This window comes from Paenibacillus sp. 3LSP, assembly GCF_032465655.1.
Lineage (GTDB): Bacteria > Bacillota > Bacilli > Paenibacillales > Paenibacillaceae > Fontibacillus > Fontibacillus barengoltzii.
The window spans coordinates 1-20,202 of record NZ_JAWDJI010000129.1; the positions used below are offsets into that span (position 1 = coordinate 1).

The 20,202-nt window shown below is 48.5% G+C and carries 18 protein-coding genes and 1 pseudogene; 17 read left to right on the top strand and 2 right to left on the bottom strand.

Going from position 1 to position 20,202, the window contains the following annotated elements; all coding sequences use genetic code 11:
• Positions 1-721 precede the first annotated feature (721 nt).
• The 5 genes from RW092_RS10235 to RW092_RS10255 all read left to right on the top strand — a co-directional run bounded on the left by RW092_RS10235 (position 722) and on the right by RW092_RS10255 (position 5,154).
• On the top strand, positions 722-1,618 hold the full coding sequence (locus RW092_RS10235) for a DUF6744 family protein (protein ID WP_316010151.1): 897 nt from the start codon (positions 722-724) through the stop codon (positions 1,616-1,618).
• Positions 1,619-1,643: 25 nt separating this feature from the next.
• On the top strand, positions 1,644-1,985 hold the full coding sequence (locus RW092_RS10240) for a DUF4258 domain-containing protein (RefSeq protein ID WP_009225706.1): 342 nt from the start codon (positions 1,644-1,646) through the stop codon (positions 1,983-1,985).
• Between the two features lie 145 nt (positions 1,986-2,130).
• Entirely contained in the window at positions 2,131-2,490 is a 360-nt protein-coding gene (locus RW092_RS10245) for a hypothetical protein (protein ID WP_316010152.1), read from the top strand.
• Between the two features lie 198 nt (positions 2,491-2,688).
• Positions 2,689-3,783: an AAA family ATPase gene (locus tag RW092_RS10250; protein ID WP_316010153.1), complete on the top strand. Its 1,095-nt coding sequence runs from the start codon at positions 2,689-2,691 to the stop codon at positions 3,781-3,783.
• A 3-nt stretch (positions 3,784-3,786) separates the two neighbouring features.
• Positions 3,787-5,154, top strand: a complete 1,368-nt coding sequence (locus tag RW092_RS10255; RefSeq protein WP_316010154.1) for a VWA domain-containing protein — start codon at positions 3,787-3,789, stop codon at positions 5,152-5,154.
• Positions 5,155-5,299: 145 nt separating this feature from the next.
• Here the strand turns inward: RW092_RS10255 and RW092_RS10260 are convergent, their stop codons facing one another.
• Positions 5,300-7,063, bottom strand: coding sequence for a DUF4365 domain-containing protein (locus RW092_RS10260; protein ID WP_316010155.1), 1,764 nt, complete (start codon positions 7,061-7,063; stop codon positions 5,300-5,302).
• 329 nt (positions 7,064-7,392) lie between these two features.
• Here RW092_RS10260 and RW092_RS10265 point away from each other — a divergent pair, with 329 nt between their 5' ends.
• The 12 genes and pseudogenes from RW092_RS10265 (at position 7,393) to RW092_RS10320 (ending at position 19,201) form a co-directional block, all read left to right on the top strand.
• Positions 7,393-8,496, top strand: coding sequence for a DUF3800 domain-containing protein (locus RW092_RS10265; protein ID WP_089545517.1), 1,104 nt, complete (start codon positions 7,393-7,395; stop codon positions 8,494-8,496).
• A gap of 81 nt (positions 8,497-8,577) precedes the next feature.
• Positions 8,578-8,928: pseudogene (locus tag RW092_RS10270) on the top strand (CpaF family protein); the annotation flags it as partial.
• 24 nt (positions 8,929-8,952) lie between these two features.
• Positions 8,953-9,771 (top strand): type II secretion system F family protein, encoded by an 819-nt coding sequence (locus tag RW092_RS10275; RefSeq protein WP_316010156.1) that lies wholly within the window; start codon positions 8,953-8,955, stop codon positions 9,769-9,771.
• Between the two features lie 16 nt (positions 9,772-9,787).
• The gene (locus RW092_RS10280) at positions 9,788-10,663 is read left to right on the top strand and encodes a type II secretion system F family protein (RefSeq protein ID WP_410055529.1); all 876 of its coding nucleotides are present in this window, start codon (positions 9,788-9,790) and stop codon (positions 10,661-10,663) included.
• A 22-nt stretch (positions 10,664-10,685) separates the two neighbouring features.
• A complete protein-coding gene (locus RW092_RS10285) occupies positions 10,686-10,880 on the top strand; it encodes a Flp1 family type IVb pilin (protein WP_016313096.1) in 195 nt (64 codons plus the stop codon).
• Positions 10,881-10,882: 2 nt separating this feature from the next.
• Positions 10,883-11,545 (top strand): TadE/TadG family type IV pilus assembly protein, encoded by a 663-nt coding sequence (locus RW092_RS10290; protein WP_316010158.1) that lies wholly within the window; start codon positions 10,883-10,885, stop codon positions 11,543-11,545.
• Positions 11,460-13,781, top strand: coding sequence for a TadE/TadG family type IV pilus assembly protein (locus RW092_RS10295; protein WP_244268315.1), 2,322 nt, complete (start codon positions 11,460-11,462; stop codon positions 13,779-13,781). Before RW092_RS10290 ends, RW092_RS10295 begins: the two co-directional genes overlap by 86 nt.
• Positions 13,782-13,812: 31 nt before the next feature.
• Positions 13,813-14,823, top strand: coding sequence for a pilus assembly protein (locus RW092_RS10300; RefSeq protein WP_316010159.1), 1,011 nt, complete (start codon positions 13,813-13,815; stop codon positions 14,821-14,823).
• Between the two features lie 19 nt (positions 14,824-14,842).
• Positions 14,843-15,346, top strand: a complete 504-nt coding sequence (locus tag RW092_RS10305) for an A24 family peptidase (protein ID WP_316010160.1) — start codon at positions 14,843-14,845, stop codon at positions 15,344-15,346.
• Positions 15,347-15,366: 20 nt separating this feature from the next.
• Complete coding sequence (locus RW092_RS10310; RefSeq protein ID WP_316010161.1) at positions 15,367-17,010, top strand: DUF6382 and FHA domain-containing protein; 1,644 nt, start codon at positions 15,367-15,369, stop codon at positions 17,008-17,010.
• A 122-nt stretch (positions 17,011-17,132) separates the two neighbouring features.
• Positions 17,133-18,170, top strand: a complete 1,038-nt coding sequence (locus tag RW092_RS10315; protein WP_316010162.1) for a FecCD family ABC transporter permease — start codon at positions 17,133-17,135, stop codon at positions 18,168-18,170.
• Positions 18,167-19,201: a FecCD family ABC transporter permease gene (locus RW092_RS10320; protein WP_016313089.1), complete on the top strand. Its 1,035-nt coding sequence runs from the start codon at positions 18,167-18,169 to the stop codon at positions 19,199-19,201. Before RW092_RS10315 ends, RW092_RS10320 begins: the two co-directional genes overlap by 4 nt.
• Positions 19,202-19,261: 60 nt before the next feature.
• Here the strand turns inward: RW092_RS10320 and RW092_RS10325 are convergent, their stop codons facing one another.
• Positions 19,262-20,185, bottom strand: a complete 924-nt coding sequence (locus RW092_RS10325) for a TIGR01777 family oxidoreductase (RefSeq protein ID WP_316010163.1) — start codon at positions 20,183-20,185, stop codon at positions 19,262-19,264.
• Between the last annotated feature and the right edge of the window lie 17 nt (positions 20,186-20,202).

Consider the following 20,202-nt stretch of genomic DNA (forward strand, 5'->3'; position numbering starts at 1 on the left):
CACGTATGAACTCAGTTGAACGAACTTAAAAGGACGCCGCCAGGCGTTTTTCTTATGTCCGAAAATCCTTACGGCTCAAGGCCTCAGATTACTGCAAAACGCTCGATTGTATTTATGAAGGGCGAATGTTATAATAATTTTGTAATTATATGTACCTCTGTACTCCCTATTTTGCTGGAGACAAGAGCTTGTTGTCCCGAAAGGACAAGTAGTTTTATTACCTCCCCTGTAAGCTTCTATTTGGAAATTCCAGATATGAAGAGAGGAAAAATGCAGGACAATTTCACTTGATCCGTCACTTCCGTTTGCAGAAGAAAAGGATTGAAGAGTACCGAAAGGCTCTGATAAAAGTTTTATTTTACGCATTCACATGCGCCTTTAGAAATTTGGATACTGTTTTTAAAAGCCGATTTTTGCATGGATTATTCTGTGCAGGGATCGGCTTTTTTTGCTTTTTAATAAAAATGAGAGGATGAATGAACCCATGTTCAAATTATTTAGAAAAGGAAATTGTGTTCAATCCGAATTCACTTAACTTATAACCGAAATGGCTAGTCTGACACAGCAGATGAAAAATAGCCTCATTATCTCTGATTTGAATGAGAAAGTATTTCGGGCGTAGGCCATTAACCAAATTAAATGTTAAGCAAAGGCTGGTTCCTTACTTTTAATTTTTTAGGAATTGGTCTTTTTTTATTAAAAAATGAGGAGGTTTTTTCTTATGAGTACCATTTTAAAGGATGTAGTTGCTGTACCATCCAGTAAAGACAACACGATTGGATTTTTAACCTGGAATTCTCTATCCAACATGCTGATTACCCCGGATGAGCTAAAACAAAAGCTTGTTGATTCTGGATTAGGGGCTGGTTGGATGCCGAAGGATATCCGACTCCCGGATGCCTTCAGAAGAGCTACAAGCGAAAAATTCAAGCGTGAAGTATCACCCGGAGTCTATGAAAACTACATGTTCCGAGAGGTGGCTTCTACCAGCACTTTCGTTCAACGAAACCTAGTTTGCGAAACCAAGGATACAAAAGGTAGAAGATTAAAATATGTTCCAGACGTAGGAGCGCTGGTATTAGATCGAAAAACGGAGACAGTAGAGACCAGCTATATTTCATCAATGGCGCAGCAACTAGTTAATAATGCTGCGTTGCAGTTTGAAATTTATCGAAACAATTATGGTTCTACTACACTACGTACGTTGATTACCAGCGTCTTAAAGAGTATGTCACCTACACCGGTTAGACCATCAGGTGGTGTTTACTTCATACCGGCACAGTTTGAGAGCAACTTGGATGCATTGGTCAAATTCGTATCATCTCTTGAAAAAGGAGAAGCGGAGAAGGTTCCTGTAATGAACACCATGGATATGAAAAACATGGTGACACGCAAGCTGTTGGATCATCTCCGTGACACTCTCGCTGCATGCGAAGAAAGCACGGAAAGACAGCTGACCAAAGGCCAGATGAAAGAGTTGATAGAAAACGCTCGGTCGGTGGCAAACGATTTTGCGCAGTATCGCGAAATTGTCACCGGCGATCTGGCGGAAATGGAACGTCTGGTGTCGGCGCTTCGCATGAAAGTGGGTGAAGCGCTGGTGAATATGGCCGTGTAATTCTCCAGAAAGGAGAAGAAAAGAAATGAATGCCGAAACTGAGCATAGAAAGTTTGTTGAACTGCTTGAAGAGGGAGATGGAAAGCTTGTGATTTCCAAACATGCGCTTCACAGACAAATTGAGCGCGGCATCTCCGAAATAGACATACGAAACGCCGTCTTGAACGGATGGCCGATTGAGAGGCGTCAGGACGGTGCGGATGTTACCATCGTTCTGATGTATTTTCTTAAAATCGGAAAAGGGCAATACCGTCCGCTCCATGTCGTATGTGTTTTTAATGTTGTCCATCCAGAATCGTGGACGGTGAAAACGACATACGACCCCCGAAGCGGGGAGTGGAGAGACAACTTCCAAAGAAGAAAATAATTTTTGTAATGCAAAAATTTATCTGAACGGATATAATAAAGGGTAAAGGGGTGTGATCGTCATGTCCAAAGTCGGACGACCCAAGGCTGATCATCCGCGCAACTTTACCCTTCCAGCCGTTCGGGTGAACAGGGAGGAAAACCGTATGTTTAAGCTTAAAGCGGGAATATTTGCGAACGGCAGCTTGGCGAAGTTTTCGCGCATGGCCATGGAAGCGTACCGCGAGAAAATCCCGGAAACGATTGAACTGACCGGACGAACTGGTCATCTCCGGTATGGATCGGAAGTTTACACTGTGGAGGTCGGGAATGAAATCTACACAGTGACGGTTACGAACATACCGGAATACATTTTTGACGATGGCGAAACGGTGTCAGATTTGATGCTCCGCGCGAGCATCGAAGAAGAAGTGAATGAAATGGTTTTGGAATGCATCCAGAATCGTCGTCCGGTGCCTGAAGCCATCGATCTGCTTGAATGGATCGGGTTGCCAGTCACGGTGTAAAAACAAAAACACTATTAAAAGCCATGAGTTTCCCGTGCGGGATTCGTGGCTTTTATTTTTTCGGAGGTTGAATGTGGAGTTGACGTGGGCATCTTGGACTTCCTGCGATTGACCCCACATTATAAAAACAAAGAGCTGATGACTTCTTCATAAGAAGCGTTGGCTCTTTTTATTTTATCTAAAAATGGAGGTAGCTAAATGAAAATCAAGGATATCCAGAATGCATTAAATAGTCAATATTCTGAACGAGAAGAAGTGATTGAGGGGCTGATGGTAGCATTGATCGCCCGTCAGCATGCTTTGTTGATCGGGCCGCCCGGAACAGGAAAGAGCGCCCTTGTAAGTGATCTGACTAAGCGGATTACAGGAGCAAATTATTTTCAATGGCTGCTGACTCGTTTTAGTACGCCGGAGGAATTGTTCGGTCCTGTTTCGCTAAAGGAACTGGAACAAGGCGTGTACAAACGGAATACGACGGGAAAGCTGCCGGAAGCTCACACTTCATTTCTTGATGAAATATTCAAGGCTAACAGTGCAATTTTGAATGCCTTGCTGACTCTCATCAATGAACGAGTGTTCTATAACGATGGCGCACCGGCACAGGTTCCCTTAATGTCCTTAATCGGAAGTTCAAATGAATATCCCGAAGAAGGTGAAGGACTGGAAGCATTGTTTGACCGTTTCTTGCTCCGATATGAAGTGGACTACATTGGTGAAGATCAATCTTTTATTTCGATGCTGAAAGGTTCTGCACCATCTCCAGCCGATATGAGCATAGATGAACTATTTGAACTCCAGTTCTTTAGTGATACAGTCACTATTCCTGATGAGGTATTTGATGCACTGAGCAAGATCAGACGCGAGTTAATGGATGAAGGTATTCGTCCTTCAGATCGGCGTTTCAAGCAAGTTCTTTCAGTAATTCGTGCTAAGGCTGTGTTAGCCGGAAGAGATCACGCAGAACTTGAAGACCTCATGATTCTCAAGCATAGTCTGTGGGAAAAGCCGGAGCAGCGTGATAAGGTCGCAAAGATCGTTCGCAATCATGCTCAGGATGCGGTGAAGACACGTGTGGAAGAGATTAAAACTGAAGCTGCTGATATCTTGAAGAGTCTTGAACAGTCTAACAACTCAACGGATGTGGCTGTAGAAAGCACGAAGAAGCTTAAAAGCTTAGTCATCGAACTTAGAAAGCTACAGAAGGATAGTCCGAACCGGACGGAAGTTGCGCAAGCTGTTGCTCTTGTTCAAAAGTCGTTAACTGATATCGCATCCCAAGTGTTGGGGGTGTAGGAGATGAAGGAGCTTAAAGGTTCTGTTTTAAACACAGATTCATATGATCGGAGACGCTTCGGGCAGATTTTAGAGATGTCCAAGAAGCTCAGAGAGGTTAGTAAAGAGGGAAGTAAATTATTTCCCTCTTTCCAACCTTTAATGGGTGACATGTGGGCAGGCCTTTTTAAAATGAAGCCTGAGTTGCTGGAAGAAGTTCCTGAAGGGTTAGAGATGAATCATCAGCTTATGGAACGGGTGATGTCAGACGAAGGCTATCAGGAGTTTCGTGAGTTTACTCGTCTGGATGACCTGGCCGCTGCACTTGGCACAACAAAGTACAGCGAGACGGTTCTTGGTTGGGTGAAAGAACAAGCACAGAGGGATCAAGAATTAGCTGAAGCATTACAGAACCTGATGAATGGAAAACAGGGCGCTTCTCAGCAGGCAGCAGATGCTTTGTCCGCAGCCCTAAACCAGCAAGGAAACTCTCTATCTCGAATGTTGTCTCAAGCTACACAGGAAGCCATAGAAGCCAAAGAGAATGTAAAGTCTCTCTTGGGTGGAATCAAGGCGGGAAGTGGAGATAGTGAACTAAAAAGGGTTCCATTAAAGGATCAATTGCTTCTGGCAGAAAAGTTGAGTCACGATAAGAAATTGAAGGAGATTGCGAAATGGGCTGGGCGCATGAAGGTAATCGCCAATCGTAAACAGCGTTCTAAGCATAAGGATGCGACCAGCCGTAACGGTGTTCGGCAGGGCAATGCTGTAGAGCAGCTATTGCCAATGGAACTTGGCAGTTATGCCAGCCCTTTGACCAAAATGGATTTCCTGCGCCGATATGTTGAGGGCCAAACACTTCAGTACGAAACAAAGGGGCCTGAACAGCTTGGTAAGGGGCCGATTGTTCTATGCTTGGATCAATCGGGAAGTATGACAAACCAGGACGCAATCTCAAAAGGGTTTGCCCTTGCCTTAATGAGTATTGCCCGTAAGCAAAGAAGAGATTTTGCATGGATTCCATTTTCTTCGAATGCTGCTGCCCCGTTAATCTATGAGCGTGGGAAAATTACCGTTCAGGATATGATACAACTGGCCACTATTTTTTTAGGTGGAGGAACAAGCTTTGAACCTCCACTTAGGGCAGCAAGTCAAGTCATCCAACAGAGTCGCTTTAATAAAGCGGATATTGTGTTTGTGACAGACGGCGAATCCCATGTGAACGAGCATTTTCTAAAGTCGTGGAATGAGTTGAAGGACAAGAAAGGATTTGCGGTCTTATCTTTACTTCTTGGAAGGGAATCTGTTCAAGGAGTGGAAGGTTTCTCAGATCGAATTGTAAGAGCTTCTTCATTTGAAGATGAGTCAGTGTATCAGGCGTTTGAAATTTGAGAAAGAGCGTGGCAAAGTATTTTTCCCCTGTCTTTAATTTTTAGAAGGCAGCTGGGCGCGCCTTAAGTGAAAAAGCCCAAGAATGCTGTAAATCAACATTCTTGGGCTTTCTTTTCTGAATTTCCTAAACGAATAAAAATGAGATTCACAAGTCCGAATACAATTTCATAATAGGCGTCGAATCTATAATTTCTTGGTTTTTTTTATCCAACTTAGAGTAGAGTCTTTTAGCCTCAATCTTGCTTTCAAGTAAAATGCTAACACCGAATTGTTTCAGAATATCCGAGGGGGCTGTGCTCTTGATAGTTATTAATTTATCTTCTTCCTCTGCTGTTAATGAGCCGTTAAGTCTTTTATTGATTTGTAAGAGATTAATATAATTAAAATCATCTGTTTCAATAGACGGATGCATGGATAGAATATATTTTGCTAATAAGAGCAATTCTCTTCTATTAGACTTGTCATAAGCAGCAATACATCGCAAACAAAAATTAGTTGTTGTACTACAGGCAAGTTCATTAACGAAAGGATCAATTTCTTGAAAAGACTCTTTTATCGCTTGAAAATCTAAGTTTGTTCCCTTAGTAAGCGATTCATCATTTAGTTGTACAAAAATGCTGTAGTCGCATTGGTCAGGTGTATTGTAGCCAAGAATGGCTTTTATATCAATTTGATCTTTAGAAAAAATATTTTTCAATTTACCGTCATGGTACAAACAAACAATAGTTTGATCCCCAATTAATAAATTGATGAGGCATGAATTATTCTTGCTGGATAATCGCTTTTTGAAATTCGAAATGTCCCCATGTTTGGAGGCCCTAATTAAAAAAGAAAGACCAAAATTCAACTCTATTCCTTCCTTAGTTTCAGAAAAGTTAGTATTTGGATCTATAGAAAAGTATAGAAAAGCCTCTTTTAAGTCCTCAATAAATAGTATGTGTTCCTTAATTTCATTAATAAATCTTATGTTCTTTTCTGAAAAATCGGTTATTTGGATGTCTCCAATAGGTAGCGTCAACTTCTTTCCTTCTATTAAACTTGACAATAATGGTATAACCTTTAATTGACTGGATAAAGAGTGGAACTGGTAATTGCTAATTTTGAGTTCGGTTCCATCTAAAACCATTTTCAAAACATTTTCGAATGTTATCGTCAAGGTTCCAGAATTGAATGTTGATGATACATTAAATTTTTGAATGTTCCCATCGATAATTACATCCATCTCAGAACTGCTAGTTAAAGACGAAAACCTTCCAACACTAATGGGGATTTGCAGATTTTTCTCCAATGCATACATAAAAAAATCATGTTCAAATAGCTCACTAAAGTCCATGTTTGATGGATTAAATGTGAGACTTCTGAAGACATATTGCTGATGGTCCTCATCTAGTAATGTTTCACCATCTTCTATAAGTACAATTGGTTGATGTAATTGTTCTTTCAGAAAAGCATGGCAAATTCGATGCATGTCTGTACCTTTTAAGGATCTTAATTCAATGCTGTGCGATTTTTTTTCTTTATGTTTGCATTTTTTGATAATTTGGGAAAGTTCAAGAGGAAGAAGTTGTTTATAAAAGATTTTGCTTCTCTCTTTTCGTAATTCAACTACAAAAATAATAACCCCGTTCTTTTTATAATAGTTTTCAAAGTGAGCTAATTGAAGTGAAAATGTTCTTTTATTATCAGAAAAGGACTTTACTTGTGTACCTTTCACTTGTACTGGAATAGATCCTCTGAAGGAACTTGCAGTGTGAGAACTATCATTAAAAACGATTATCTCTCCATCAAATGATACTCCTTTATCTCCTTCTGGGATCTCAGCTTTTAAGAAATATGGAGGCTTAGTAACTTCACTTTTGACTGCTTGTACAGCGAGTCTTTCTATAATATCAGTTGACAGCTTATTCATAGTTCTTAATGCTCCTTATCAGAAAGCGATTGTATATCGCTAGAATAATTTTGGAAAAAATTCACCTTAAGCAGTTTTAAGTAAGCGATGATCTATAAGGTAATATTATCAAAGAAGTCATAAAAAGTGGTATTACTACTGAATACATGTAGGATTTATCCATCGAAAATTGAACTATCATGTAATTTAAATAAGGATGAAGATGATCAAGATCATACATATCTAGAGTTTCATCTGAAAGGAGAGGTAGATTAACTGGAAAAATGTATTTTCTATATCTTATATGTTAAAATATAGTCGAATAATCTCGAATCAGGGGGAGGGACTCGATGTTGGGAGACACGGAGAATGTATCTGAAGCAGTGACGCCAGAACAGAAACGATTAATAAAAGTACAAAAGGAAAAAGAGAATTTAATGAAGCAATTGAGTGAAGGGGTTTTGAAAACTGTAACAGCAAGAGTTGCATTCATCCTTAATCATTATCCTGACACCCGTGATTCAGATCGGTTACTCACATTGAGATATTGGGAAATATTTCAAAATGATTTATATAACGATGGGAACATCACGAAAGAAGCATTTCTTAAACTAGAACAACAAAGCGATATAACCAGGGCAAGGGCAAAGATTCAAAATACGTTTGGTGAATTTGGATCAAGTGAAGATGTCAAAAGAATAAGAACGGAACGAGAAAATACATACCGAACCAGCCAGATTCAGCTTAGTGAAGATGCGACACCAGTGTCCTTTATTTTCTACGATGAAACAGGAAAAACTCAGGATTTTATTTCAGTGGGTGGCATGTGGAGAAGTGGACAAGGCGGGAACCTTCGGTCAAAAATTATGGATTTACGAGAACAATTAGAGATGGAGTCGAAAGACGAGTTCCATTTTGTCGATGTAGATAAGAAAAATATAGAAAACTATGTTAGATTAATCGATATAGTAGCTGAAGAATCAGCAAATATTGGGTTCAAAGCACTATGTTTCTGTCAAAAGGGATCTGGTCAGAAGCCAGAGGATATAGTCACTAGACTCTATAAAGTGGGAATATCAGATGGATTACGGCATGAAATTGAGACAGGCCGCATATCAATTCCTCGTACACTAAATATTATAAAAGATAAAGAAGATGCTAAAGATACTCTATTTTTAGAAGCCTTGAGGCTGGATGTAGCTGGACATATCAAAGCAGGCTTTGATGGAATGGTAAAACTCGGAGCATTCACAGCAGTGGAATCACATATTGATCCTTTTATCCAAGTGGCAGATGTTTTCATGGGTTGCCTTAATCGAAGATTAAACTTACCGGATGGAACTAATGTAAAGGATCAATTGGCAAAGTATTTTTTCGACAAATTTGGAATTAATCCAGAAACGTTTGAAACTGAGCAATATTATGATTTTATAAACATTCGCATGTTGGATTAACATACATAAACTTGATTGAGTATTACCTTAACAGTCTCCTTGGAGGCTGTTTTTTAATTCTCTTATCACTACCACAACACCCATGATAGTTCTCTTTCGACGGGGCATGCCAACAGCACAGCAGATATGATCAGCAGGCTGGAGACGATGGTGTTGAGTGGAGCCGAGTTGCCGCTTCCGGTTGTTCGTCAGCAGATCGCTTCGTCGATCGATGTTTTCGTTCATTTGTCGCGGTTGCGTGACCGCTCACGCCGAGTAACTGAAATTTCCGAGGTGGTTGGCCTGCGGGACGGGGAGGTGGTGCTTCAGCCGTTGTTTGCGTTTCAGGAAGAAGGGGAGCAGAACGGCCGAATTGTAGGGCAGTTACAGCGCAGCGGCGCTAAGTTAATCCACACGGACAAGCTGCGTATGGCTGGATTGCCCGTCGATTAATGCACAGGAAGGAGAGGGTTCATTTTGTTGCTGAAAGCCAGGTCCGGTTTGCAGCGCCGGAAGACCGGGGCCGGAGTGAAACCTGCGGCCGATCCAACCAGTCTTGCGGATTATCGGGTGTATCCTCTGTCTCCGCGACAGCGCCTGATCTGCACGTTGGTTGGAGGAACTGCTTTCTTTACACTAGGTTACACTTTCTTCCATGCCCTCCCGCTGGCACTGTTGCTTTCGTTAAGCGGCTTATATACGCCCAAGTTCTGGAGCCGTTACCTGCTGCGCCGAAGACGGGAGAATCTGAGCCTTCATTTTAAGCAAGCGTTATATTCGCTGTCCTCTTCATTGGCCGCTGGCCGCTCCGTAGAGAACGGCTTTCGTGAGGCGATCGACGATCTTAGATTGTTGTATCCGGATGGCGATAACGATGTCATGCGGGAGTTGGCGATCATATGCGCCCGGATGGAGTACGGTCAGCCGATCGAGGAGGCGCTGCTGGATTTCAGCCGACGTGCCGCCATGGAGGATATCGACAATTTTGCCGATGTGTTTACGACCTGCAAGCGTTCCGGTGGCGATCTGGTGGAAGTGATCCGGCGGACATCGAACCTGATCGGTGAGAAGCTGGAGATCACTCAGGAGATCAGCGTGATGATCGCCCAGAAACGATTTGAAGCGAAAGCGATGTTAGCGGCACCGGTCTTGTTCTTGCTCTTTATGCAACTTACCTCCCCGGACTATATGCGTCCGCTGCATCAAGGTGCAGGGTTGCTGATCTCGGGTCTGGCGTTGCTGTTATACGCATTTTGCGCCTGGCTGATGTTAAAGATCATCGATATCCGAGTGTAAAGGGGGTGTTGGTTGATTGTACCTTGTGGCTTCGGGTTTGCTGCTATTCGTGTTAAGTGGAGGTTGGCTATACGTTTACCCGAAATCTCGCCCCCTCTATCGGTGGCATACGGAAGTATCTCTAGAAGGATTAAAGCTTGTTCGCTTCTCACCGCCCATGCTGCTGCTTTTGGAGCGAATGAAGGTAACTCAGCGTTTTCCGGGTTTCTTCTTTAAGGTTCAACGTGCCGTACAGAAAATCGGCGGCAGCCGGCGCAGCCGTGAATTGACGCTGCTCTGGCTAGCGGAGGCGCTCACGTATAGTTACATTTGTCTCCTGTTCGGGTGTCTGTTGACGTTATTGAGCGACGGTCCTGCCGGCTTAGGGATCGGCGTCCTGTTCGCCGTTTTGGTGCCGATGGCGCTGCTTAATGACCTTCATCGCAAGGTACAGCGGCGGGAACAGGCTGTCCTGCTCGAGCTGCCGGAGTTGCTGAACAAAATCGTGCTGCTGGTAGGTGCCGGATCAACGGTCCAGCAAGCGATAAAGTTATGCATTGAGCGCAAGCGAGAACAAATCGGGCATCCCCTATACCGGGAACTGCTGCAGATGCAGAAGGAATGGGAAGGGGGGGATTCATTTCAGCAGGCGATGGAAGGATTCAGCAAACGCTGCGGCATTCAGGAGGTGTCGGCTTTTACGACATCCGTTCTGTTAAACTACCGCCGCGGCGGGGAGGATTTTGCCTTGGCTTTGCGGGACTTGTCCCATTCATTATGGGAGAAACGCAAAGCCGTCAGCAGAACGTTGGGCGAGCAAGCTTCGTCCAAGCTGGTGTTTCCGATGGTGTTGCTGTTTATGGCCGTACTGATTTTGGTTGGGGCACCGGCATTTATGATCATGAATTTGTAATGCACACAGAGGAGGAGAAAACATGTTAACGACAATTCGTAAAGAGATGAGAAGCTTTTGGCGTAATGAAGAGGGGCTTGGAATGCTGGAAATGATCCTGATTATCGCGGTGATTGTGATTATCGCTGCGATTTTTCGCAAACAATTGAAGGCGATTATTGAGAGCTTGCTCGATAAAGCTAAGACGAAAACGGAAAACTTCATGGACGAGACGTAAGAATGAAGCTTTGGCAGGATCAACGCGGGGTTTTTACGATCGAAGCTTCTTTGGTGCTTCCGTTGATTTTTTACACGGTACTGATTCTTCTGTTCTTCTGTCTTTACCTTTATCAACAGGCACTATTGGGGCAAGCGGCCATCGTTGCGGCAGAGCGAACCGCTTATACCTGGGATAACAGCTACCGGGACGGCTTAACCGGAGCCTATGTCGATGGCAAGCACGACTCCCTCTATTGGCGCCTCGGGGATGATGGGTTGCTGCAAGCGATTTTTGGCGGGGACGGCGGCAGCGGAGTGGTGAAGTTGACATTGCCTGCGGGTGCAGGTGATGGAGAGGGCCAGTCGCTTCCGTTAAAGAAGCTGAATCGGACAGGGACTAAGCTGCCAGAAGGCATCGACGGGGAGATGGGCTATGATAACCGATTACTGCTGCGCAAGGTCAGTGTTGCGCTGGATCGGCTGATCCCGCTGGCTCCGTTGGAGGCCTGGATTGACGATATCCATCAGCGCAGTCGGGCTGAATCGTATGTGGTCGAGCCAACGGAATGGATCCGGACCGTTGAACTGGCGCGATATTATGGCGAGAAGTTCCGAAGCGGTACAAGTGCGGGAGGAATGGACAAGCAGGAGGCGCAAGAAGCGTTGGTACGGTTCGGAAAATAACCGGATGGAGAAGGAGGCGGAGTTGTCGGTGTTTTCACGGAATCGCTCGGAGCACGGGGCGGTCACGGTATTTTTTATCGTCATATTTGCTGCGGTGTTTGCGTTTGTTGCTCTGTTTATCGATTTCGCCCGCATGTTTGCTTTGCAAGCTCAGGTGGAGACCTTGGCGCACGCAGCTTCGAGATCGGTCCTGTCAGCATACGATCGTGAATTGGCTGAACGGTACGGGTTATTTGCATACGGGCAAACGGATGGGAATTACATCATGTCGAAGGTGCTCCAAGACCAATTCGAGCTGGTCCGGCAAAAGGAAGGATTCCCTCTGCTAAATGCGAGGTTGGATTCCTCTGCCGTCGAATTCATGCATCCGATCGGGACATATCCGGTGTTCGAACAACAAATTCGCGAGCAAATGAAGTATCGGGCACCCATCGACATTACCATCGAGCTGTTGAACCGCTTTAAGCCGATGGCCGGAGTCATGAAGGAAGCCTCCAATACGGTAGATTTGCTGGGAAAGCTGCAGAAGCTTTACGACCAGAGAGAGGCCAAGCTTGATCAGCTCCTGGAACTGCAGCGACAAGCCGGCAAGACGGTGGAGCCTTATGCGAAGGCGCTGTCGGGAGGCGGCGGGAGCGGCAGCCTCTCTACTTTGGTCGATGCTGCAGCCGAATATCCTGAATTTGTGAATCAAGTTGAGGCGGATGCGGGTCTGGAACCGGAGGATCGGATGTATACCGGAGAAATCAGCCGCTACCGTTCCGCAACCAGCGGGTTATTTGCTTCCTTGGATCGCGCTTTGCGTATCGCAGAGCAGAGGCATGCCTCGTACCTGCCGCAGGCGAAGACGTTGCTCGATGAAGCACGGCGGATCAATGAGCAAATGCGGCAAACGATCACGGAGGCGAAACATCGCCCGGAACAAGCGGCGTATAATGAGGTGTCCGCCGGGACAAGCACCCGCAGCGGCAACTTGGATCCGGTTGGTGAAGGCGGAGCGATCACCGAGATTCGAGGCCAAGCCGATGCTTTGCTGCTGTCCGAGGAGTTATTCGCCAGCCTGGCCTCGGATATTGATCGGCAGACAACGGCCTTCGCTGAACTCCGGAGCACGGGGAATGCGCTGCAGGCCCAAAGCGGTTCCGTATTATCCGCCACAGCTCCGCCCAGCTCTGTCATTGCGAGTGTGAATAATGCTGTCAGAGCAAGCGATGCCTATCTACGGCAATTCGTTACTTCCGGTTCAGGCAATGTTTTGGAGGCAAGTGCCCGAAAACTGGATGCCCATCGGTCCTCTGACAAGGAGCGGAAGGCCGCCGAAAAGGCGGCAGGTGCCACGCTGAAGGATGCAGCCAGTTGGATCCGCAAAATTGAACAGCTTAAAAGCGGATTAAGTGAACATCAAGCGAAATTTGATTTGCTCAAGGAGAAGATGGAAGCGAACCGTTCGTTGAACCGTTCCGTTGCCGGCGAGGAGGCGGGGGCTACGAGCGTAAACGATGATCCAAGTGAGGCAGGACGCGCCTCCATGGGGATGATGGACAATATCTATGGCGGATTAGCAAGCCTGATGGGCGGCATGTCGGATAACGTTTATCAAACGGAATACGTTGCGAGTTATTTTCATTTCCTGGATGTCAGTGTCTTAAATGGTTTGTTCGAGGGCAAAAACCAAGCTGACGCGCTGGAAGCGATTCGCGGCCAGCTGGCACCGGAGAGCCAAGAGGTTGAGTATATTCTGTACGGCGCGCACCATCCGGCGGGGAATATCGCTGCAGCGTTTGGTGAGATTTTTGCCATGCGGCTGGCAATTCGGACGATGGAGGGCTTGGTGAAAAATGCGGCTAAAGGCAACCCGCTGTTGGTGTTTGCCGCAGCCTTGTTGTACGGAGCACAACATGCGCTGCAGGACATGATTTCTTTAACCCGGGACGGAAAGATTCAACTAAGCGACTATCTGAAAGTGGATTTGACCTACCGGGATCATCTCAGATTATTTCTGTTGCTGCATGGGCGCAGTGAGCAACGATTGTCGCGGATGTTGGCCGTGATTGCGTTGAATACCGGGGTGGATCCAGCGGAACGGTCCACTTATGTCAAAGGGAACGTGACCGTGGCGATGCCGCTATGGTTCTTGCCGGGAGTAAGCAAAGCGCTGGGGAAGGTCGGCGTACTTAAAGGACATGTGGAAGGAAGCCAGTATTATGTGGCCAAGCAAGCGGATTTTTCGTATTAGCGGAACGATGAGGTGCGGCTTCCGAAAGGAATTGTCGAAAGGAAGCATCACTCTGGAAGCTGCCCTGGTCGCTCCGGTATTTGTACTGGTTGTCTTTTGGTTTGTGTTTCTCGTCCATATGACGCTGCTTTACGGGCAGTTGCATCTGGCCGCAGCCAATGCGGTAAAACAGATCTCTGCTCATATTTATCCAGTGGCGCTCGCCGTACAGGCTCAGCATACCGAGGGGCAAGGAGGGCAATCTCCAACCGCCAATTCGGAGAACGAGAATTCGGCAACTTCTTCGGCTGGGGGACTCGGTAACCCTGAGAGTACATCGGGAAGTGATTCGTTTTCCTGGCAGATGCCATCTCTGTCGCTGGAGGAATGGGCGCAGCAATATGCGTCCAACTTGCCGCCGCCGCTGTCGACATGGGTAATCGACGCTGCCCGTAAAGGTGATCAACCGCTGCAAGAGCTTAAAACGAAAGTATCTGAGGCTGTATTAGATCCGTTGATCAAGCCGATGTTGCGTCCTTTTCTTCGCGGTACCCTCCTGGAGGAAGAACGTCTGCATGTGACCCGCGTTACGGTTCCGAACTTAAAGACGGGGAAGCAGCCGTACTTTGGTCTTGAGTTAAGTTATGAGCTGCCTCTGAAGGTACCGCTTATCGGTCGGCAGCTGGTGCTGCAGACGAGGGCGGAGGAGCGGCTGTGGATCGGGGATACCGGAGAGCTGGAATCGGGGGACGGAAGCGGTGAAGAGACGGGGCAAGCAGCAGTCGTGATTGCCAAGCCTGACCCGGCATATGCTGGACGCCGGGCGACGGTTCTAGCTAAGGTTGCTCCGGGATCAACAGCCAAGCTGACCGTGTATTACAAGAGCGGGGTCAGCCAAGCGAAATATTTAGGTGAAGCAACGGCGGATGATCAAGGACAAATCAGCTGGACTTGGCTGGTCGGAGGAAACACCACGCCGGGGACGTGGAGTTTCGTAATTGAAACGGAGGAAGGCGTACATACGACGGCCACGTTCGAGGTGGTCAGCCCGCGTTCACAATAGGAGAAGGGAGTGGGGACAGATGATTGAGCTCTGGGGCTGTTTGCTGATGCTGCTTGCAGCCTTCGTAACGGATTTAAGATCGATGAAAATTCCTAACGTGATTACGGTTACGGGCATTTTTACCGGACTGTCTTATCACCTGTTAACGGATGGGTGGAGAGGCGCTTGGTTCTCAGCGGCTGGGGCGGCCGTTGGATTTGGACTGATGCTTGTTCTGTATTTGCTTCGAGCTGTTGGTGGCGGCGATGTTAAGCTGTTTGCAGGAATTGGGGCCTGGACGGGCATCGCTTTAACTTTATCGACGATGATGTATTCGATTCTAGCCGCCGGGTGCATCGGTCTGATCCTTTTGATTTGGCGGCGGGAGACCGGGCATCGTCTGCGTCGGATCGCCAGCAGTCTCCTCGGGGCAGCGGTATTGCGCAGCCCAGCTCCGATCCAAGCGGTCGCCAGACACCAACTTCAGTTTCCGTTTATGCTGGCTGTGGTACCGGGGGTACTACTGGCGATTTACTATATGTAACGTATGGGGAGGGATGGAACATGCCGGAGTTGGTTACTGATTTTGTCCGGGACGGCGGTACCTACATGATCCTGCAGGCGAAGGAGGGGCTGAGGCCGGAAGATCTGAACCGGGTTCAACGGTCTATGCTGGCCGCGGTAACCGTACCGAATTTGCTGCGGCTTGATATTCGCGAAATCGATTATCAAATCAGCCTGCATTATGATATCACCGGAAAAAGAATGCTCTCCCAGTGTCTTCGCAGCGACAAGATCAGTATGCCGGAGTTTTATGGTTTACTGCTCCAAGTGGTGGCTGTACTGGAGGACAGCAAGCGGTATATGCTGTCGCCATCCGGCTTCTTATTGGATGAGACGCACATTTTTGTGGAGGAGCCGTTGTCCAGCGGGGCGATGTATTTTACCTATGTCCCTTGGAAGGAAGCGCCGCCCGGTCTCCCGTTGTCTCAGTCACTGCTATCGCTGATTACCCGGATGCTCACCTGCGTCTCACGGGTTGAGGGCGATGGGATTCCGCAGTTGGTCCGGTTATGCGGAGATGAACTTTTTTCGCTAGGGGAACTGAAAAAAATGCTGCTCCATTTATTGTCGGATGAACCGAGTGCCAAGTCCATGAGCGGTGAGAGGGTTGGAGAGAGAAAATCCATACTTAACGAGCCGCTGCCAAGAATGGTTCCTCGACCTGCAGTCTCATCCTCCCGTTCTGCCGTTGTTAAGGAATATGTTCCTACAGATATATCAACCACGACCCAATCGTCTAAATTGTCTGGGGCGACTGCCCATGATTCAACTGATGCAAATGCAATCAGAGAAACGTGGCCGGGTCTCGAGGATGAAGCAATGGCAGCAGTTGTGACGCGAATTAAACCAACCTACCTTGTCCTCGGGCTCCTTCTGGTCGATGCTTTGGGTTGGAAGTTCCTCTATCTCGATCGTCCTGGAACATTAGGGTTAGCGCTTGGCGCTTTGCTTACCGTACTGTTAGGGGTTACAGGGGTTGTGTTGTGGCGTAAGTTTTGCAGCAGTTCGATCAGCCAGGAAGAAGAGGCAGGCGATGTTCCGGAGGAATCTCTTGGGTCGCTCGGAACGTTACGTCCGTTGGGCTTCACGAACGAACGGGAATTTGACTCCTCTTCCCTTGGCGAACATGCCGCAATATCGGAACGTTCGGAGTCTGCGGCGAAGGTCTCGATGGAGGCATTTGTTCCTCGGTCAGGCCTTCCAGACATGAGGGTGGAGCCCTCCGGTTCCGTCATACCTGAGCCGGAATCCGAAGTGAGATTTTCACCGCCTACGGTTCTGCTGAGCCGGTCTGCTCTGGCAGGCCAGGACAACCCGGCTCGTGAACGCATTCCGCGTTACTATTTGGAGCGGTACGAGTCTGCCGGCGGAACGGCGGAGCGGATTCCCCTGACGCCGGGCAGTTTCGTGATTGGCCGCTCGAAAGACATAGCACAATATGTGGAGAATACTTCGGGTGTCTCCCGTGCGCATGTGGAAATCTTAGTGACATCGCACGGCTGTACCTTAAAGGATCTTGGCTCAACCAATGGGACTTACCTCAACGGAGAAAATGTAGCGCCTTATAAAGAATACCCTTTGCAGAATGATGACGTGTTCGTGTTGGCGGAAACGAGGTTTAAGTTTGGGGTGGAAGCAGCTTAAACTCGAATTTGAAATGACCGTAGATTCTCACCGGAAAAGCGGGTATAATGAACGAGAATTATTCTCAATTACAAGGTACATACATAGTTTGCTGGAAAACTGATTAAAGGATGGTTCTCGACATGTCTGCATTAACCCAATCTTCTAAACCTCGCTTGCGCTCCCGCCCCTTGGCGGCAACGTTCATTCTGATCGGCGGCGCGGCGTTGCTGCTATTTGCGATCAGTCTCTCGATTTCCGTCGGGGCGGCGGACATTAAACTCGCGACCGTCTGGGATGCGTTGTTCCACTTTCATGCGGAACAAACCCAGCATCAAATTATTGTGGAGCTGCGTCTCCCACGCGCTTTAGCCGCGGCTTTGATCGGGGCGGCGCTGGCGGTAGCCGGTGCGATCATGCAGGGGATGACCCGCAACCCGATGGCCGATTCGGGCTTGCTGGGGCTGAATTCCGGCGCGGGCTTGGCGCTGGCTATTTGCTTCGCATTGATGCCGGGTACCCCGTTCCTGCTGACGATGCTATATTCGTTTATCGGGGCCGGTCTGGGTGCTGGGCTCGTCTTTGGCATTGGCTCCTTGACCAAAGGCGGCTTGTCCCCGGTTCGACTGACCTTGGCCGGTGCCGCCGTCAGCATGCTGCTGACCGCGATCAGCGAAGGGATCGCCATCTATTTTAAGATCGGACAGGATCTTGCCTTCTGGTACGCTGGTGCGATTGCCGGGGCCGACTGGCTGCAAATCAAGATGGTATCGCCCTGGGTCTTCGCAGGTTTGCTATGCGCCTTGCTGCTGTCAAGATCGATAACCCTGCTGAGTCTTGGCGAAGAGGTAGCTACCGGTTTGGGGCAAAGAACCGGCTTAATCAAAGTGCTGGGCATGATCATCGTCTTAATTCTGGCCGGAAGCGCCGTTTCGATCGTCGGCGCAATTGGTTTTGTAGGGCTGATGGTACCGCACATCGCCCGTTTTCTCGTGGGCGTCGATTATCGCTGGGTGATCCCTTCCTCGGCGCTGCTTGGCAGCTTGCTGATGGTGTTTGCAGATATTTTGGCTCGATTGGTTCATCCGCCACATGAAACGCCAATCGGCGCGCTTATCGCTGTCATCGGGGTACCGTTCTTCCTCTACCTTGCCATGAAGCAGAAGGGGGGATTGGAATGAACCGGATCGAAGCTCCTTTACACTTGCGGCAGAAAGCCCGCAAAGCTTATATCGTCATGACCGTATTTGCGCTGCTGATTATCGCGGTGTTCATTTTCAGTATGAATACAGGGTATATCCGGCTATCGCCTATGGATGTATTTAAGACTTTAGTTGGGATGGGGACGGACAAACAAGAGCTGATCCTCTACGAATTTCGGTTGCCGCGAATCGTCATTTCTGTACTTATCGGGATGGGGATGGCCGTAGCGGGTTGTATCTTCCAGGGGATTTCACGTAACCCGCTGGCGGATCCCGGCGTGCTGGGGATTAATGCCGGCGCGGGCCTCGCGGTCACGCTGTTTATTTCATTTTATCCGACGACGGCTAGTGCGCCCGTCTATTTAATGCCAGTCTTGGCGTTCCTCGGATCGGCTGGGGCAGCCACATTAATTTACGTGCTCTCGTTCAAAAGAAATTACGGGCTGCTCCCGATCCGGATGGTGCTGGTCGGGATCGCGGTTGCTGCCGGCATCAACGCGGCGATGATCGTGCTGCAGCTGCGACTGCGTCCGGAGAACTTCCAAATGCTGCAGATCTGGTTAGTCGGCAGCATCTGGGGGACGTCCTGGAAGTACGTGCTGGCGCTGTTGCCTTGGCTGATCGTATTGCTGCCCTATGTGTTCTCGAAGTCCCGTTCGCTGAACGTGCTGAACCTGGGGGATCAAACCGCCACAGGCCTTGGCACTTCGCTGGAGCGCTCCCGTTTGGGGCTGCTGGCGGCAGCTGTCGGTTTAACCGGTTCCTGCGTTGCGGTGGGCGGCGGTATCTCCTTCGTGGGGCTGATTGCGCCGCACTTGGCCCGCCGACTGGTTGGGCCCAAGCATGAGTATTTGCTCCCGGCCTCTGCGCTGGCCGGCGGCTTGCTGGTGATCCTCGGCGACACGCTGGGCCGATGGGTGCTGCAGCCAGCCGAGATCCCAACGGGCATTGTGGTAGCCATCATCGGTGCACCGTATTTCTTGTACTTGTTATCGAAGTCTCGAATTTAATCGAGGGGCAAGATCACAAAAGGCCCGGAGAACTGGATATTCCAGTCTTCCGGGCCCATTTTACCTCAAATCGGCGACGGCCGATTCCAGGTCAGGGAAATTGAAGGTGAATCCCGCAGCTAACAGCGCTTGGGGAACGACCTTCTGCCCTTCAAGCAGCAGCATGGACATCTCGCCTAATGCTGCTCGGAGCACCGATGCTGGGAGCGGCAGCCAGAAGGGACGGTGATGCACGCGGCAGACCGTCCGCCCGAATTCCTGGTTCGTCACCGGCTGTGGACTTACCGCGTTCACCGGCCCGTGAATGGACGGAAGGGTAGCGCAATAATCGATCAGCCTCACCATGTCCCGCAGGTGAATCCACGGGACCCACTGTTTGCCGCTGCCGAGGTTGCCTCCAACGCCAAGCAGATAGGGCAGACGCATCAAAGGGTAAGCCCCGCCGTTTCGCCCCAGCACGACTCCGGTCCGCAGCTTCACGAGGCGAACGCCATGGAACTCAAGGTCCGCCGTCTCTTCCCAGGCTGCAGTTACCTCGGCGAGAAAATCGGGAGGCGGCGATGGGATGGCGGCGCTCTCGTCAAACGTTTCGGTGAACGAGGTGCCGTAGATGCCGACCGCGGAGCCTTGTACGACGACTTCGGGCTTGCGCTTCATCCTCGTGACAGCGCGTGCCGCCGCCCGGGTAGACTCCAGGCGGGATTCCAAGATACGCCGTTTCGCCTGTTGCGACCAGCGCTGGCTTAGCGTAGCTCCGGCCAGATTGACGATCACGGAGGCGCCCTCCAGCAACGAGGAGGTGTGCTCAACCTCAGCCCATGTTACAGAGGTCAGCCTCTCATTCCTATAGGCGGTCTCTCGCAGCCAACGATTTCCCTTAACCGCTCCCCGTGTGACGACGATAACCTCCTGTCCAAGGTCCAGCCAATATTCAGCTAACGCCCGGCCGATAAACCCCGATCCCCCGAAAATGACCGCTTTCATGCGACGAATCCTCCTTT